Origin of the sequence: Salinimonas iocasae, assembly GCF_006228385.1 — a bacterium.
Taxonomy (GTDB): Bacteria; Pseudomonadota; Gammaproteobacteria; order Enterobacterales; family Alteromonadaceae; genus Alteromonas; species Alteromonas iocasae.
Genome location: NZ_CP039852.1, coordinates 785,243 through 801,803 on the forward strand (window position 1 = coordinate 785,243; position 16,561 = coordinate 801,803).

At 47.0% G+C, this 16,561-nt stretch carries 14 protein-coding genes; 4 read left to right on the top strand and 10 right to left on the bottom strand.

Annotation, left to right across the window (positions count from 1 at the left end; genetic code table 11):
* Positions 1 to 204 precede the first annotated feature (204 nt).
* Together FBQ74_RS03420 and FBQ74_RS03425 are read left to right on the top strand one after the other, a co-directional pair.
* Positions 205 to 1,155, top strand: a complete 951-nt coding sequence (locus tag FBQ74_RS03420) for an IS30 family transposase (protein WP_139754917.1) — start codon at positions 205 to 207, stop codon at positions 1,153 to 1,155.
* Between the two features lie 518 nt (positions 1,156 to 1,673).
* Positions 1,674 to 4,523, top strand: coding sequence for a TonB-dependent receptor domain-containing protein (locus FBQ74_RS03425; protein WP_139755328.1), 2,850 nt, complete (start codon positions 1,674 to 1,676; stop codon positions 4,521 to 4,523).
* Positions 4,524 to 4,578: 55 nt separating this feature from the next.
* Here the strand turns inward: FBQ74_RS03425 and FBQ74_RS03430 are convergent, their stop codons facing one another.
* The 3 genes from FBQ74_RS03430 to fucP all read right to left on the bottom strand — a co-directional run bounded on the left by FBQ74_RS03430 (position 4,579) and on the right by fucP (position 7,675).
* Positions 4,579 to 5,133, bottom strand: coding sequence for a hypothetical protein (locus FBQ74_RS03430; RefSeq protein ID WP_139755329.1), 555 nt, complete (start codon positions 5,131 to 5,133; stop codon positions 4,579 to 4,581).
* 286 nt (positions 5,134 to 5,419) lie between these two features.
* Positions 5,420 to 6,379 (bottom strand): carbohydrate kinase family protein, encoded by a 960-nt coding sequence (locus FBQ74_RS03435; protein WP_139755330.1) that lies wholly within the window; start codon positions 6,377 to 6,379, stop codon positions 5,420 to 5,422.
* A 12-nt stretch (positions 6,380 to 6,391) separates the two neighbouring features.
* Positions 6,392 to 7,675, bottom strand: coding sequence for an L-fucose:H+ symporter permease (gene fucP / locus FBQ74_RS03440; protein WP_232371966.1), 1,284 nt, complete (start codon positions 7,673 to 7,675; stop codon positions 6,392 to 6,394).
* Positions 7,676 to 7,830: 155 nt separating this feature from the next.
* Between fucP and FBQ74_RS03445 the strand changes: the two genes are divergently transcribed.
* Together FBQ74_RS03445 and FBQ74_RS03450 are read left to right on the top strand one after the other, a co-directional pair.
* Positions 7,831 to 8,997, top strand: a complete 1,167-nt coding sequence (locus FBQ74_RS03445; RefSeq protein ID WP_139755331.1) for an ROK family transcriptional regulator — start codon at positions 7,831 to 7,833, stop codon at positions 8,995 to 8,997.
* 85 nt (positions 8,998 to 9,082) lie between these two features.
* Positions 9,083 to 9,373 carry a putative quinol monooxygenase gene (locus tag FBQ74_RS03450; protein WP_139755332.1) on the top strand — a complete coding sequence of 97 codons (291 nt, stop codon included), beginning with the start codon at positions 9,083 to 9,085 and terminating at the stop codon, positions 9,371 to 9,373.
* Between the two features lie 25 nt (positions 9,374 to 9,398).
* Here FBQ74_RS03450 and cyoE read toward each other — a convergent pair whose 3' ends face one another.
* The 7 genes from cyoE to FBQ74_RS03485 all read right to left on the bottom strand — a co-directional run bounded on the left by cyoE (position 9,399) and on the right by FBQ74_RS03485 (position 16,507).
* The gene (cyoE, locus tag FBQ74_RS03455) at positions 9,399 to 10,286 is read right to left on the bottom strand and encodes a heme o synthase (protein WP_139755333.1); all 888 of its coding nucleotides are present in this window, start codon (positions 10,284 to 10,286) and stop codon (positions 9,399 to 9,401) included.
* 51 nt (positions 10,287 to 10,337) lie between these two features.
* Positions 10,338 to 10,694: a cytochrome o ubiquinol oxidase subunit IV gene (cyoD, locus tag FBQ74_RS03460; protein ID WP_139755334.1), complete on the bottom strand. Its 357-nt coding sequence runs from the start codon at positions 10,692 to 10,694 to the stop codon at positions 10,338 to 10,340.
* Positions 10,694 to 11,329 (bottom strand): cytochrome o ubiquinol oxidase subunit III, encoded by a 636-nt coding sequence (gene cyoC / locus FBQ74_RS03465; RefSeq protein WP_139755335.1) that lies wholly within the window; start codon positions 11,327 to 11,329, stop codon positions 10,694 to 10,696. Before cyoC ends, cyoD begins: the two co-directional genes overlap by 1 nt.
* Complete coding sequence (gene cyoB / locus FBQ74_RS03470) at positions 11,326 to 13,314, bottom strand: cytochrome o ubiquinol oxidase subunit I (protein ID WP_139755336.1); 1,989 nt, start codon at positions 13,312 to 13,314, stop codon at positions 11,326 to 11,328. Before cyoB ends, cyoC begins: the two co-directional genes overlap by 4 nt.
* 2 nt (positions 13,315 to 13,316) lie before the next feature.
* Entirely contained in the window at positions 13,317 to 14,267 is a 951-nt protein-coding gene (gene cyoA / locus FBQ74_RS03475) for a ubiquinol oxidase subunit II (protein WP_139755337.1), read from the bottom strand.
* A 155-nt stretch (positions 14,268 to 14,422) separates the two neighbouring features.
* Positions 14,423 to 14,839 (bottom strand): hypothetical protein, encoded by a 417-nt coding sequence (locus FBQ74_RS03480; RefSeq protein WP_139755338.1) that lies wholly within the window; start codon positions 14,837 to 14,839, stop codon positions 14,423 to 14,425.
* A 357-nt stretch (positions 14,840 to 15,196) separates the two neighbouring features.
* The gene (locus FBQ74_RS03485) at positions 15,197 to 16,507 is read right to left on the bottom strand and encodes a mechanosensitive ion channel family protein (protein ID WP_139755339.1); all 1,311 of its coding nucleotides are present in this window, start codon (positions 16,505 to 16,507) and stop codon (positions 15,197 to 15,199) included.
* Positions 16,508 to 16,561 lie beyond the last annotated feature (54 nt).

Below are 16,561 nucleotides of genomic sequence, written 5' to 3' on the forward strand. Positions count from 1 at the left end.
CCTGGCAAAATGTAAAATGAAATTACTTACGCATTTATAGGTAATCTCATAAAAACAACACTGATAATCTATCAAAATGTATGCCTGCTAATATTGCCGCACCCGAATTCAGATAATAAGTGCACCACTCATGGTTAACGGGTGATAGATGATCAACTGCCTGTTGGTGGTATTCTAAAGTCGCCAAACAATTAGAGTATTACCATGAGTTACAAGCAGTTGATCGAGGGACAACGATACCAGATTGAGGCCTACTTACGCGAGGGTTTCAGTTATCGGGAGATCGGAAAACGTCTGAGCGTGAGTCACAGCACAATCAGCCGGGAAGTAAATCGCAATAGAATTCGGGATAACCACTATTTGCCGGAAGTCGCTCAGGCAAAAGCACTGAAGCGCCGCAGCCAGGCCGCAAAGTTCAGGATATCTGAACTGACGATTACCTTTGTTGAGTTCGGGCTGAACCAGAAATGGAGCCCTGAGCAGATTGCTGGTGTAGGTAAAATCATCGGTCATCACGTCAGTCACGAATGGATTTATCGCTACGTCCAGCGTGATAAATTACGTGGCGGTAGGTTGTACAAACAGCTGCGCCAGAGTCACAGAAGGTATCGTAAAGGTGACCGTGCGAAGCGGATAATTATCCCGAATCGCGTTGGCATTGAGCATCGTCCCGCTATCGTGAACAAGAAAAAGCGGTTCGGTGACTGGGAAGCTGACACGGTTCTGGGCAAGCAAGGAACGGGCGCGATTGTTAGTTTAGTCGAGCGCAAAAGTAAGCTTTACCTGATACGCAAAGTGCCAGCGAAAAGCGCAGCAGACGTGGCCCGAGCCATGGTTGGGATGCTCTGGAAATATCGAGGTCATGTCCGAACAATCACAGCGGACAACGGCAGCGAATTCTGTGACCACGCGCTGGTCGCTGAGAAGCTCAAAACCAATATCTACTTCGCGAATCCGTACTCATCATGGGAACGCGGACTGAATGAGAACTTCAACGGTTTACTGCGCCAGTACATCCGGAAAGGCACCGATTTACGGACGGTATCGGATAGGCAAATTAGTGAAATAGAGCGGGCATTAAATGCCAGACCGAGAAAGTGCCTCGGCTTCAGGCAACCTGTTGCGGTATTCAATGAATTACGCAAGGCTGCCTAATTTAGCGAGTGGTGCACTTCGGAGTTGAATTCGCGCATAATTAAACAAGATTTGGTCAAAAAAGAATCTTAACTAATGCCTTTTTATTAGTTTGTAATTGCTAATTACATTTTTAACATTTGCTTAACTGAATATAATTCAGAATTTTTTGTAATTTGTTCAGTCGTTTTTTTATCGAAACCTAAAATAGCGTTACGCCGATTGTTGTTTTATTCTTGTCTTGATATAAGACTTGGCGTGGCTGGCTTTAAGGCTTTGCATAGCCTGGTGGTATCAATAATAACTAACGTTTGATTTAATTTTGAACGCTTGGTGAATCGTTGTTCAGATAAGATTTTTATTAATCTTTATAAGTGTCTGAAATTACAGGTTTGTTATTAGATGTTTAGGAAAAAATATATTTAGTTGGTTTTTTTAATTGAAGAATAATTAAAATACTGCCGCCTTTTATATTAATAAGAATAATAAATTCGCATAAATCAATGCGCTTATAATTAATAACACTCTAGGAATTGAAGATGAACAAACTTGCTTATGCTGTGCAAATAGCTATGGCTGGCAGCGTCGCTCTGACCACAGGGGCTGCCTTTGCGCAACAAAATACTGCGGAGCAGAATGCTGCTGTTGAAAAAATTCAGGTCACAGGCTCAAGAATTTCCCGTCAGGGCGCAATCGCACCTTCGCCGGTAACCGTGTTAAGCGGTGAATCATTATTGAATACGGGGGCGATGAATATTGGCGAGGTGCTCAACGAGCTACCTGCGCTTGCTAATACATATTCTCTTGCTAACTCTGGTCAGTATATCGGTACAGCCGGCCTGAATATTCTGGATCTTCGCGGCATGGGTACCGATCGTACATTGGTACTGGTTGACGGAAAGCGCCACGTTTCCAGTTCTGCCGGTAGTGCAGCGGTAGATACCAATACAATCCCAACAACCTGGATCGAGCGTGTTGAAATTATCACCGGGGGCGCCTCGGCAGTTTATGGTGCTGATGCAGTAACCGGCGTGGTCAATTTCGTGCTTAAAAAGAACATTGAAGGGTTCGATGTCAGCGCAACGCGCGGCTACGCTAACGACAATAATTATAAAAATGAAAAATATCAGGCATCTTACGGTCTGAATTTTGACGATGAGCGCGGCAACATTGCCTTTGCAGCAGAGTACAGCAGTCAGAACCGGTTAAATGCGCTGGACAACCCCTGGACGGCCACGTCCTATCGCAATATGAGCTACGAAAGTATTTTTGGCGCTCAAAGAACCGATGATCAGTTGAACTCTCTGGAATACCCGGATGACATATATACACCCAACGCGGGTTATTATGCTATCAACAACCGAGGCGTTTTCGGTGCCGGATTCGACAAAACCTTCAATACTGATGGTTCGCTGGAAGATGTCTACCTGGGTGATAGCGTTGATGCGCTCTCGTGTGCCGGCCCTTGTGATTTCTTCAATCTGCGCCAGTTTACTGATTTGCAACCGGCGTTTGACCGTACCAACTTCAATGTAAAAGGTAATTACGACCTTAACGACGATACGCAAATCTATGCGCAGGCAAAATATGCCCGCACCCGTGCAGAAAGTCTTGGCCAACCAGCGTTTTTCTTCTTCGACCCGCAAAATTCTATCAGTCGCGATAACGCCTTTCTGAATGACTCAGTTGCGCAATATATGGATGAGCAGGGACTCGACAGCATCATGGTTAACCGCATGATGACTGACCTGGGCCGTCGTACTGAAAATGACGAACGTGAAACAACCCGGATTGTGCTGGGTGTAGAAGGTGTCTTTAATGACTACTGGGAATACGAAGCGTTTATCAATTACGGTAAAACTGAGCTTGAACGGGCTAACAGCAACAACATGATCATGGCGAACTACTTCAATGCGCTTAATGCAGTTGAAGTAGATGGTCAGATTGTTTGTGCTGATGAGGACGCGCGCGCGGCCGGTTGTGTCCCGGTCAATATTATGGGCTTCGGCGCACCGAGTGACGCCGCCATCAATTACATCAATACTACATCAGTGGGCACCAGCAAGATCGAACAATATAACGTTGGTGGCTCAGTATCTAACTCCGGTATTTATGAGCTTCCTGCAGGTTATGTCGGTTTTGCGGCTGGTGTGGAATATCGCAAAGAAGAAAGTCAGATTAACGAGCCTGAAAATGCCGAGGGCACCTTCTTTAATGCGCTGGGTGAAGACCGTGGATACTATGAGGTATCAGAGGTTTTCACTGAGCTGACCGTACCGGTTCTGGCCGACCTGCCGGGTATTAATATGATGACGGTTGATGGTGCAATCCGAGTAGCTGATTATACTTCTATTGGTAATGCAACCAGCTGGAAGTTAGGGCTGGACTGGGAAATCTTCGATGACCTTCGTATGCGCGCTACACGCTCATCTGCACTTCGCGCGCCTAATATTGGAGAGTTGTTCGGTGAAGCCAGCCAGACATTTTTCACCGTTGACGACCCATGCCGGGAAGAGAATCTGGCAAATCTGGACGATAGCGAGTTACGTCGTTCAAATTGTGCTGCATTAGGGATCCCGGCGGGCTTTAATTCAAACTACGATTCCCAGACGCTAGAAGGCGAAACCGGCGGCAACCGCAATCTTGATGCCGAACAATCTACATCTGAAACCGTAGGTTTGGTGTATACGCCAGGTTGGTTTGAAGGATTTACAGCTACGGTAGATTACTGGAAGATCGAGCTCACTGATGCTATTTCAACAGTAGGTGCGCAGACCATTCTGAATCGCTGTGTCGATTCTCAAAATGGCATCAACAATGAGTACTGTAACCTGGTTTCCCGTAATGATGTGGGTGAGGTGACACTAATCAGAAGTTATGCACTGAATCTGGCTGGTCAGGAAGCTGAAGGTGTGGACTTTGAGTTCGGGTATGACTTTGATGCATTGGGCGGTGCGTTCCGTACCAACCTGATTGCTACCTACCTGGATGAGCGCAAAGAGTTCCCGTTCCAGGATAATCCTGAAGACTTCTACCAGTATGCAGGTACTGCCGGCGAAGCTACCTGGCAGGGAACATTCAGCCTGAACTATGACCGTGGGGACTGGGAAGCAAGCTGGAAAACACGCTTTATCGACGAAGTGAACCTGTATGATAATCAGGCACTGGCGCTTAACCCTAACCCAAGCAGCCGTATGACTTATGCATCGTATGCGGTAACCGATGTGACAGTTGGCTACAATTTTAAAAATGGCGTAAGTGCATCTGTGGGTGTAGATAACCTGTTTAACCGTGCTTTACCCTTGGGGACAACGGGTACCGGAACCGGTGATGCAGCCTATGATAATATTGGTCGTTTCGGGTATGTGACAATCAGCTACAAAATGTAACTGAGAGCTGAAACGAAAAAAGCCGGCGTGTTGCCGGCTTTTTTATGTCTGGTAATTACGCTGCGCGGAAAGAAGGTTCCATGCGCCAATTCGCCGCACGTAGTGCTTTAGTAATGAATGACTTCTCATCAAAGCTATCGGGGTTAGCAAACGCCTCAGTTTGCTCTACAAAAGCCCGTTTAAAGAGCATCGCTTCAATGTTTTCTGCGGGCGTATCCTGATTCTCAGCCGTAACGCGAATTGCCGGGTGAGTAATGAGAATATCTTCTTCAAAACCCTCGCCAAAACCAAGGGCAGTCAATGCTTCGTCTATCATGCCATTATCGGTACGAAACGCGACGTAATCGCCTTGTAAACAGTCCAGCGCTTTTTGATAGCATGTGTAACGGCAGTGGCGATTGCAATCAACATACTGCGCCTTCTTACCAAGTAATGAAATCGTCTCACGCAAACGGGATTGCGATTTATGTGCGTCGCCAGAGCTGTCTACAACAATAATTCTTGCCATAGGAAAAGACGAGGATATTGCTGAAACTCTGGATAGTGCTCCTTCGTCGTCCTCATCCGTTGCCACTATAAAATCGATGTTTTTACCCTTGTAAGACGCCATATCTCATCCTGATTCTTTTTACCAAAAGCTGTTTTAGTACTAAAAACAGACTATAAAAAAATTTATCTGGTGCAAACGTATGCAAGGGGTGTGCAAAGCTGACATGCAAAGCAGGTTTACTATGCTCATCTGAAATAAAAATGATGCTAAAGCCCAGTAAAACCAGAGGGTAAACGTTTTCAAAGGAAGTTTAGGAGGCGTATTTCTACAAATTTCCTGCCCGCTATGTAAATACCTATCCGGCGCAATATGTTGCAGTTTTGCACCGGAAGTAAGTAAAAAAGGGTTAGCTGATGTTGTTAATATCTGCCTGTGAAGGAAGGGCGTCAAACGCCCCAAATCTGGATACGGCGATAGCCCCACACCGGGTGGCAACGTTCAGTAGTGTATGAATATTTTCAGATTTACTGAGAAACTCCTTTAGCTGGACGCCCGAGGCTAATGACGTTGAAAGCTGATACAACAAACCGCCGATGAAGGCATCGCCCGCGGCGGTCGTATCTTTTACCGTAGTGGCGGGTACATCAAACTTACCGGAAGACGTGGCAGACAGGTAAGACACTGGTTGAGCACCATCTGTAAGCAGTATCAGCGATACCCCTGCATCCTGCCATTGCTGCACTATGTGACCTGCATCGGTGCCATACAGGGCGTCCATTTCTTCCTGGCTGGCTTTAATAATGTCCATTTTCCTGGCTGCGTTATCAATGATTTCAGGGGCTTGTTCAGGGTTCTGCCAAAAGCCGGGGCGATAGTTGATATCCATGCAATTCAGTGTGTCGCAAGATTTAGCCCGTTGAATCAGTGAAGCTGATGATGCTCTTAGTTGCGGGGTGGAAAACGATCCTGAGCAAAGGTGGACAAGCGTTTGGGAGGTGAGAGGAACGCCACTGACATCGGCGTCAGTGATATCTTTATGAGCAGCATTCTCCACATAAAAATCAAACGTTCTTTCACCCGACTCATCCAGATCGACAAAAGCCAGTGCTGTTTTCCCTTCACTGGTGGCGATAAAGCGGGTATCCACTTCATAACTTTTCAGCGTTGATACGAGCATTTTACCGAAGCTATCGTTACCCACTTTTGAAATTAGTGCGCTGCTTCCGCCCAGCTTAGAGACAGCTACGGCAACATTCGCAGGCGCGCCACCGGCAAAGGGCCTGAATATTTTGATGTGTTCGCCATTTTGTTCAACGTACTGGCCCAGCATATCAACCAATACTTCACCTAAACATAGTATCTGCATTACGACCTCTTTTTAGCTGTGGGTTAGGGAGGGCTTATTCTGCGTTTTAATAATGTAGAACGCGTAAACGGTAATAAACATAAAGCAGCCGGCCGGAACAATAAACGAGATGCCCACACCGGAATTATCCATTACGTAGGCTTGTAACACTGGAAACAGTGCTCCACCAAGAATAGCCATAACCAGCCCCGCCGCACCAAGTTTAGCGTCGTCACCTAATCCGTGTAAGGATAGCGCATAAATGGTTGGAAACATGAGTGACAGACAACCTGACACTAAGACCATGGCGATAACACCTGTCAGATTAAGGCTCATGACCATCACCAGACACAACGCAATCGCTGTGAAGCTCATTAGCGCTAACAGCTTTTGGGGCGAATAGCGGCCCATCAACCAGGTCATAACGAACCGTGAAATCAGAAACAAAATCATACTGTACTGAAGTACGTGGCCGCCGGTAACCTCATTTGCTGATAGTGCTTTCATGACATACTGAATAGTAAACGTCCACATGCAGGTTTGCGCACCGACATTAAAAAACTGCGCAGCAACACCAAAGCGGTAGCGGGGCAGACGTAACAGTCTGGTCATGCTTTCGGCGACCCGACTGCGTTCATTTTTAGCCACGGATATGTCCGGGCGGCATAAGGCGAATGCAATCCACAGCAGTGCCAGAAATGCTGCCATACCTACATAGGGGGTCATTACAGCATTAAGCTCGTTGCTGACCACCTGATTTAGCTGGACTTGGTCCATCGTTGCCCGGGCAGCTGCATCGGCGCTGCTTAAATTGGGCAGGATAAGTGTTGCAGCTAAAAATACGCCCAGATTGGTGCCCAGCGGGTTAAATGCCTGAGCAAGGTTAAGCCTGCGGGTAGCGGTTGCTTCGCTACCAAGGTTCATAACAAAAGGATTGGCGGAGGTTTCAAGGATAGACAAGCCACCGGCGAGAATAAAAAGGGCAGCCAGAAAATAACCATACGTCATAGCCTGACTCGCCGGGTAAAACAAAAACGCGCCGATACAAGCCATTCCAAGACCTATTAACATGCCGGTTTTGAACGAAAAAACTTTGTTAATAAGGGCCGCAGGGATCGCCAGACAAAAATACGCGCCATAATAAGAAAATTGCACAAGTGCAGATTGTAATGCGCTCATGCTGAACGTTTTGCTGAACACGCTGACCAGTGGGTCGGTCATATTAGCGGCTGTGCCCCATGCCGCAAAACAAAGAGCGAGCAGAATAAACTGAATTCTGTTACCGGCGGGGATCAGGGCAGGGGATGTATTATTCAAATCAGCCAGCCTTCGTTTATCTGTTAACAATTGGCCGCCAGTATGTAAAAATAAAATTGTTAAATCAACTTTGTTTATTTAATAATTTGCTCAGACTCGCTGTTGTGATGTGAGCGAGTTCGAAACCTTCTGGCGCGTTACGGAGCGATAAGCAGATGTTTGAATGTGAGAAAAATGCGGTGAAAGGCCAGACCCGAATCCGGGATACTAATGAGCGGCATGTACTTACGCTGATACGAACACAAGGCCCGTTACCCAAAGCCGATATTGCGCGCATAACCGGGCTATCAGCGCAGTCTGCCACTATTATTATCAACCGTCTTGAAGAAGCTGGCCTTTTGCGCGCCGGTCAGCCTGTTAAAGGGAGGAAAGGGCAGCCACGGATTCCATATAGCATAAATCCGCAAGGCGCGTTCTCTATTGGCCTCAAGGTAGGTCGCCGGCGCCTCGCGCTGTCAGTCATTGATTTCAGCGGCACCTTGCTCCACTGTATTGAGCAGCCGGTCACATCTCCCACACCAGCAGGAGTGCGAGAGTTTGTAGCGCATAACATTACCTCACTCTACTCCAGGATGCCGCAAAATTGCGCGGCGCGTGTGGCAGGGCTGGGGATAGTCATGCCTTTTGCTTTATGGCAGTGGCCTCAGTCAGCTCTCAGTCAAAACGAACTCGAGCAGTGGCGCGATTTCGACATCCGGGCTGTAATGACTCAACTGTGTGAATTGCCAGTGTATTTGTGTAACGACGACACCGCTGCGTGTTCAGCAGAGCTTCTGTTCGGGCGATTACCTGTAAAAGACAATTTTACCTATTTTCATATAGGCGCTTTTATTGGTGGTGGTATTGTAATGAACGGGCAGGTTGTAGAAGGCAGTACCGGTAACGCCGGGGCGCTAGGTTCGCTGCCTGTTTTTGTAAACGGGAAGGTGGGTCAGTTGCTCGAATATGCATCGCTTAATCACTTAAAACAGACCATTGAACCAACCGAGTGGGAAGCATTGCAATCTGGAATCAGGTCACTGGCGCCAGCGACACGGAAAAAAGTGGAACAATGGCTTGATGAGGCCACACAGGCGCTGGTACAGGCCAGCGTAATCGTACAAGCTACCAATGACGCCGGCAGTATTATCATCGATGGTAGTATGGGAGCTTATCTCAAAGCATTAATTATTCAGAGCGTTACAGAGCATCTGGATAGCGGAGATTGGCGCGGCGTTAGTAAGCCCGCCGTTTACTGTGGCAGTCTGGGTGAACATGCGCAGTTAACAGGAAGTGCCAACCTGCCGCTGATTGCCCGTTACTACCTGCCTTCTTACGATTAACAAAAAGACACCTTTGGGGGAAATCGTAAAGCGCAGGCAGCCGTACAAACAGTGTATTGTAATTATAAATGGCAAGGAGAAAACCATGATTGCCGTCATAGCGACGTTGCACTGCACTGAAGATAATGAAGAACATCTTATTAGCGCACTTAAAACGCTGCAATTTCATTCCCGACAGGAAGACGGGTGTCAGCGATACGACTTGTTACAGCGCAAAGTAGGTAAACAGGTAGAGCTGATTTTAAGTGAGTTGTGGGATGATGAAGCCGCCCTTGAAGCGCATTTCAATGCGGGGCACTTTAATCGCTTTACCGCACAGGCAGAAGATATTGTAGAGAATACTGAAATACGAAAATTTGATGTACTGGAAGACTAAAAAAGGCTCCGTCAGGAGCCTTTTTCTATAAACTAAATACGAACAGCTGAGGAGCTACAGCGTGGTAATCTACCGCCATAGCGATACTCAAAATGGTAATGTTAAGTATAGAGAATCCGAAAACCTGCCGGGCCCATCCATTAACATCTACATCACTGCGATAGCCGCGAAGCGCCATCACCAGCCACCATATACTGGTCGTCGCTGCCACTGCCATAAAACCGAGGCCAGTGTAACCACCTAACGGCAGTAACATTGTTACCAGCGCATACACAGCGATGTAAAGCACGATGTGTAGCTTAGCGCGTTCAATGCCTTTTTCTACCGGCAGTACAGGTATGTTAGCCGCTTCATAGTCTTTGTATCGAAATATAGCGATAGCGTAAGAATGGGGCATCTGCCACAGGCTGAACATAAGCAGTAAAATCGCAGCACCAGCGTCAAATTGTGCTGTAACCGCGCAGTAACCTACCACCGGTGGAACTGCGCCGGAAAGGCTGCCCACCAGTGTGCCGTAAACTGAATTCCGTTTCATATACAAGCTGTAGATGCCTACATAAACCACATACCCCAACGCAGCGAAAAACACTGCGACGGCGTTAGTGAATACAGCCAGCAAAGCAAACCCGGCGATGCCTAACACTACCCCGTGTGCCAGTGCTGCCTTTAGTGACATCTCGCCAGTTACCGTGACACGGGTTTTGGTACGCTGCATCCTGGCATCAATATCCCGGTCAATGCAGTTATTAATTGCACAACCGGAGGCCACAACCAGCGACAACCCGATAATGGTGGCTATCATCAGCAATCCGTCAACGTCGCCACGTGAGGCCAGTAAAAAGCCGCCGGCAACAGAGATAAGATTGCCCATGATGATACCAGGCTTAGTCACTTGTAAATAACGTCGGAACATCTATTCAGTTTCTCCAGATACTTCTGCACGGATAACGTACCAGCCCGAAGGCTAGTACATCATCATCGCGTTGGATTCGTAAATAATCCAGATGGACAGTCCCACGATCATCACAATAACCAGTGCACTGAAAAGGAACGAGAACGTACTTGCACGACCGTCTTCAGTAACAAAGTTCAGATGAAGGAAGAACTTAAGATGTACCCACAGCTGAACCACTGCAGTAACTACAACTGTCCAAATAGTTGTTGATTTCGACAGGTCACCTTCCATCACCGCCCAAAAAGGGATAGCGGTCAGAATGACAGACAGTACGAAGCCAATAACATACGATTTAACATCACCGTGGTCGGCTGAATGTGCTTCAGCCTGGCCGGGGGTGGTGGAATGAGAATGACTGTGACTCATTACATTGCTCCCATCAGATACACAACGGTAAATACACAAATCCAGACGATATCAAGGAAGTGCCAGAACAGGCTCAGGCAGCTCAGACGAGTAACTGTCTGATTACCTAAACCGCGACGAAGCACTTCGATGATCATAATAGTCATCCAGATAAGGCCGGCAGTAACGTGCATGCCGTGCAAACCAACCAGTGAGAAAAACGCGGTTAAGAATGCGCTTTCGCCTGGCCCGTTGCCATTTACGATCAGGTGATGGAACTCATAGATTTCCATCCCGATAAAGGCCGCACCAAAAGCAAAGGTGACACCTAACCAGGTCAGGGTCAGCGCTTTTTTCTGCGCGTGTGCAGCAATCATTGCGAAGCCGAAAGTAATACTACTAAACAGCAGAGCTGCGGTTTCTACAGCAACAAAGTCCAGCTCGAAAATATCGGCACCAGACACACCGCCAGCGGTGTTCATAGAAAGGACTGCGTAAGTTGCAAAAAATGATGCAAACAATAAACAGTCCGTCATCAGATACAGCCAGAATCCAAAAATGGTATTCCCGCTGGTATCGTGATGCTCGTGGTCATGGCCGTCGCCATGACCTCCTACATCACTGTTAGGGTTTAAGCTTGATGGAATTGAACTCATGCTGTTACCTCTTTTGGCGCATTTTTCAAATGTTCATCCTCGATTTTCTTAATCTCGTCAGGCTGCACGTAGTAATCTACGTCTTTGGTGTAACAGCGCTTGATATAGAAACCGATTGCACCGACAAAACCAACAATTGCCAGCCACCAGATATGCCAAATCATGGCAAAGCAGAAAACAGTCAGGCTAGCACTTATAGTGACACCGGCAGACGTATTTTTCGGCATATGGATTGGCTCATAGCTTTCGTAGCGCTTATAAGCTTCACCTTCCTCTTTCATGTCAGTCCATGTATCGATGTCCTTAACATGCGGAATTTTAGCGAAGTTGTAGAACTGAGGTGGTGATGCTGTAGACCACTCCAGGGTGTGCCCATTCCACGGGTCGCCGGTCTTATCGTCCAGCTCTTCACGCTTCATAAAGCTCACTACTAACTGAATGACCTGAGACAGGATACCGAAAGCAATAACCACAGCACCAAAGGCCGCGATATATAGCCAGATATTCCAGTCTGGGTTGTCTGTTGAGTTCAGACGACGGGTCATGCCCAGGAAGCCAAGTACGTACAACGGCATAAACGCAAGCATGAAGCCGATCTGCCAGCACCAGAACGCTGACTTACCCCATTTCTCATCCAACTTGAAGCCAATGGCTTTCGGGAACCAGTAAGAGAAACCAGCCAGGTAACCAAATACCGCACCACCAATAATTGTGTTATGGAAGTGAGCAATCAGGAACAAGCTGTTGTGCAGTACGTAGTCAGCACCAGGGATAGCAAGCAGTACACCGGTCATTCCGCCGATGGTGAACGTCACCATAAAGCCCAACGTCCATAGCACAGGTGTAGTGATGTGTAAGCGACCACGGTACAGCGTGAATATCCAGTTAAACAGTTTCACACCCGTAGGCACCGCGATAATCATTGTCATTATCCCGAAGAAGGCGTTTACGTTGGCACTGGAGCCCATCGTGAAGAAGTGGTGCAGCCAGACAACAAAGCCCAGAATCGCGATGGCGCCACTGGCATAAACCATCGACTTATAACCAAACAGACGTTTACCGGTAAAGGTAGAAATGATTTCTGAGAAAATACCAAATGCTGGCAGAACCAGAATATATACTTCAGGGTGACCCCATGCCCAGAACAGGTTGATGTACATCATAGAGTTACCACCGGCTTCGTTAGTGAAGAAGTGGAAATCCATGTAACGATCAAGTGTCAGCATGGCCAGCACTGCAGTCAAAATAGGGAATGACGCAGCGATCAGGATGTTACCCCAGGTACATGTCCAGGTGAAAATAGGCATCTGCATCAGTTTCATACCCGGTGCACGCATCTTAGCCACAGTTACAAGGAAGTTAACTGCCGTCAGTAGCGTACCGAGCCCGGATATCTGCAAGGCCCATATGTAGTAGTCAACACCGACCCCCGGACTGTAGTCAAGGCCAGAGAGTGGCGGATAAGCAACCCAACCGGTTTTGGCAAACTCACCTAAACCAAGAGACAGGTTGATCAGCACCGCACCACCGGCTGTCAGCCAGAAGCTCAGGTTGTTCAAAAACGGGAAGGCAACATCACGCGCACCAATCTGCAGTGGCAATACGATATTCATCAGGCCGACCATGAAAGGCATGGCCATGAAGATAATCATAATGACACCGTGAGCGGTGAAGATCTGGTCGTAATGTTCAGGCGGTAGATAGCCCTCAGCGCCGTTAGTGGCTAGCGCCAGTTGCGAACGCATCATGATGGCATCGGCAAAGCCCCGTAGCAGCATGATAAGCGCAAGAATGATATACATAACGCCTAAGCGTTTATGGTCAATAGAAGTGATCCAGTCGTTCCACAGAACGCCCCACTTCTTATATTTGGTGACCAGGCCGGCGATAACCACACCCAGAATTGCCACCACCGTTAACGTACTCATGATAATCGGATCATGGTACGGAACGGCTTCGATAGATAATTTACCTAACAAAGACATGATTACTCCTCGGCCTCTGCTTCATGAGCGCCTGCATGCTGCGCTTTTTTGTGCGCTGCTTCGTGCTGCCCCTGGACCGCATTTTTAGGTTTGCTGTAGTAGTTCATTTCACCGTGGTCCTTCATGAACTTCATGATGATGTCGTGGAACAATCCATCTTTCACATCAGCAAAGTATTCCACCGGGTGAAATTCAGTTGGTTCAGTCAGTGCTTTGTAAGAGGCTGAGTCAAGCTCGCCACCTTCGCGTTTTACCTTTTCTACCCACGCATCAAAATCTTCGTTGGTAGGGGTGGCAATCGCATCAAAGCTCATTCCTGTAAAGCCTTTACCACTGTAGTTTGCTGAGAAACCTTCGTAAGTACCCGGCTCGTCAGCAATCAGGTGTAGCTTGGTTTCCATACCGGCCATTGAATAAATTTGACTACCTAATTGAGGAATGAAGAACGAGTTCATTGTTCCTTCAGAAGTGATCTTGAATGCCACTGGCTTATCAGCCGGAAACACAAGCTCGTTAACTGTCGCAATACCTTGCTCAGGATAGATAAACAGCCACTTCCAATTCAATGAAACTACTTCCACAGTCATGTGTTCGCCCTTGCCTTCAAGAGGTTTGTAAGGGTCTAACGCATGCGTGGATTTCCACGTGATAACGCCCAGAACAATAATAATTAGAACTGGTATGGACCAGACTGCTGCTTCGATTTTCGTCGAATGAGCCCATTTAGGTGTATAAACTTCAAAATCCCGACTGGCGCGATATCTCCAGGCGAAGTAGAGAGTCAACACGATGACCGGAATAACAACGATTAGCATCAAAAGTGTACAGATAATAATCAGCCACTTTTCTTCAACACCAACCTGTCCTTTCGGATCGAGTACTCCGCCACTACAACCTGCTAATGTCAGCACGACGGCGGTAAGAGCAATTGTACAAAGGTTACGAATAAGCAAAGGAATTTTCCTACAACCCAGAGGTTTACTATCCTGCCGCCCCGGTGACAGGACGACGCTCAGATTCGGGAAGTACCTAAAGGTAGTTCCCAGCTAGTTTAAGTTCACCCGCCTTACGGCTTGCCGGCAGAGTTATCTGCTAACAGGTCGAAACGCTAAGTGAAACTTAAAGGGGGTGCGCGTGAGCCATGTGATAAACGAACACGTTGACTTACGGCAAATTCGGTATGAGTAAGTGAAGACTTACTGGATATGACACCCGCGCGGCGCGCCGGTGTGTATTTAAACAGGTCGCCAAATATAGCATTGCGAAAAGCGTGATAAATTGCTTTGCACGCTACCAGCATGCCCAGTGAGGCAACAGTCACAGGGCCAATAAACGGATTTTCGATAACTGCAGATACTACATCGGTAGAATCGGCCAGCGCACCACACAATAACAGTGCGATATTCAATACAGATATAAATAAAGTGGCGCCCACACCCTTACATAACCATTGCGTGACCGCACTGGCTTTCTGGCTAAGCTGAGCTTGCTTTCGGGTTGTCATCAAAGAGGTCAAAAAGGACATCTACCACTCACTTCAAACATTGAAACTGAACAAAAAATCGACAGCTAAAAAATTCGCCGCAAAAGGATAGCAAAATCGCAGACCAAGTAAAATGAGAATTACTGTGTAAAATGTGAAGAACACACGTAAAAGAATTAACAATCGGTTAACATTAAATTAAGTTGTTGTTTTTAATATGATAAAAAGGGTGTTTTGGATAAGTTTTTAAAAATTATCTTTATTTAAATTTTGTCATTAAGCAAAGTTTAAGGTTGTAAAACAGGCTTGATAGTGCAAAAAATAAACGAGTTAGACTTTTGTCTGATTCCTGCTATCACTTAATCGATAGGTTAGGGGACGGAGCCAGCCCCCTGAAATTTATGCATTATCTTCCTGGTTAAGAATTCGTACTTCACGTTGTGGAAAGGGAATAGAAATATCATGTTCCCGAAGGGTCTCAAATATTAACAATAACAAGTCCCCGCCCACACGGTTTTTGCCATCATCAATGCCTTCCATCCAGAACTCGACGAACATGTTTACGCCTGAATCGCCAAAGCTATCGATCTCACAATCGGGGCGCTCCTCGAGGGGCACATCTTCACCACTTAACACCTGGGGATGCTCTGCCACCGCCTCTTTAATAATTTCTACCATGGCTCTTATATCTGTGTGATAGGCCACGCTGAAATCGATGCGATAGCGCTGCTTAGGATCTTTGTGTGTCCAGTTTATCAGTAAGGCACTAATGAACTTCTCATTCGGAACCAGGATGTCCTTACCATCGTAGGTCTCTAAAATGGCATAACGCATTTTAAATTCACGCACAAAGCCTTTGCTGCCATCCTCCAGCTCAACATAGTCGCCTACGGTAAGCGAGCGATCCAGCAAAATAATAATGCCGGATATAAAATTTGAGGCAATGCTTTGCAGGCCCAGACCCAGACCAACACCCAGAGCGCCACCAAACACAGCCAGTGCTGTGAGGTTAATGCCCATGATGTTAAGTAAGAGGAGGAAAATGACACAAAATACCGCTACCTCAAACAGTTTGGCGAAAACCTCCTTGGTGGCAATATCCAATGATTTCTGATTACGGATAATATCCTTGCCGACACTGTTTGATGCACGTCCCAGCCAGAACAGCAGGGCACCGAAAATCAGCACCCGTAGAATGCCGTAAGCCGAAAGCTCAATATTACCCACCGTGACCGAAATTGACTCCAACGCGGTAATTACAGTCGGTAACACCCCAATCAGGTGAAGAAACACGATGGGCAGGCCGATGTAGCGCATAAACGCAGCGATGATGCTATTGGCCACAAAACTTTTAATACAATTATTTAAGAAGATGAGGACCGCCAGCACCAGTGCAACATCTAATAGCCAGGCATCAACCTGAAATAAATTCCCCAGCCGCGTGGTAAGCAATAATAAAAATACAGTGATCAGCGGAAATAACATCGTCCCAAGCCGATAGCCCAGCATTTGCAGCGAATGAAAACGCTGATTTTGAGGACGACGCATGAAGGGAATAGTCTTGCGTACCTGACTGGCTACAAGATAAGCGACCAGATAGATACCCAGAATCAGCAACAGTTGATACAAAAACTCTGTGCTAAGCACAGCATCCTGCACACGCGCAGCGTGCTGTTTTGCGTAGGCAAGCCAATTATCGATCACTGGCATGTCGAGTTGTCCTTTAAACTACCGAATGACAAAGCGTGTTTGTAGCCTGAAGCG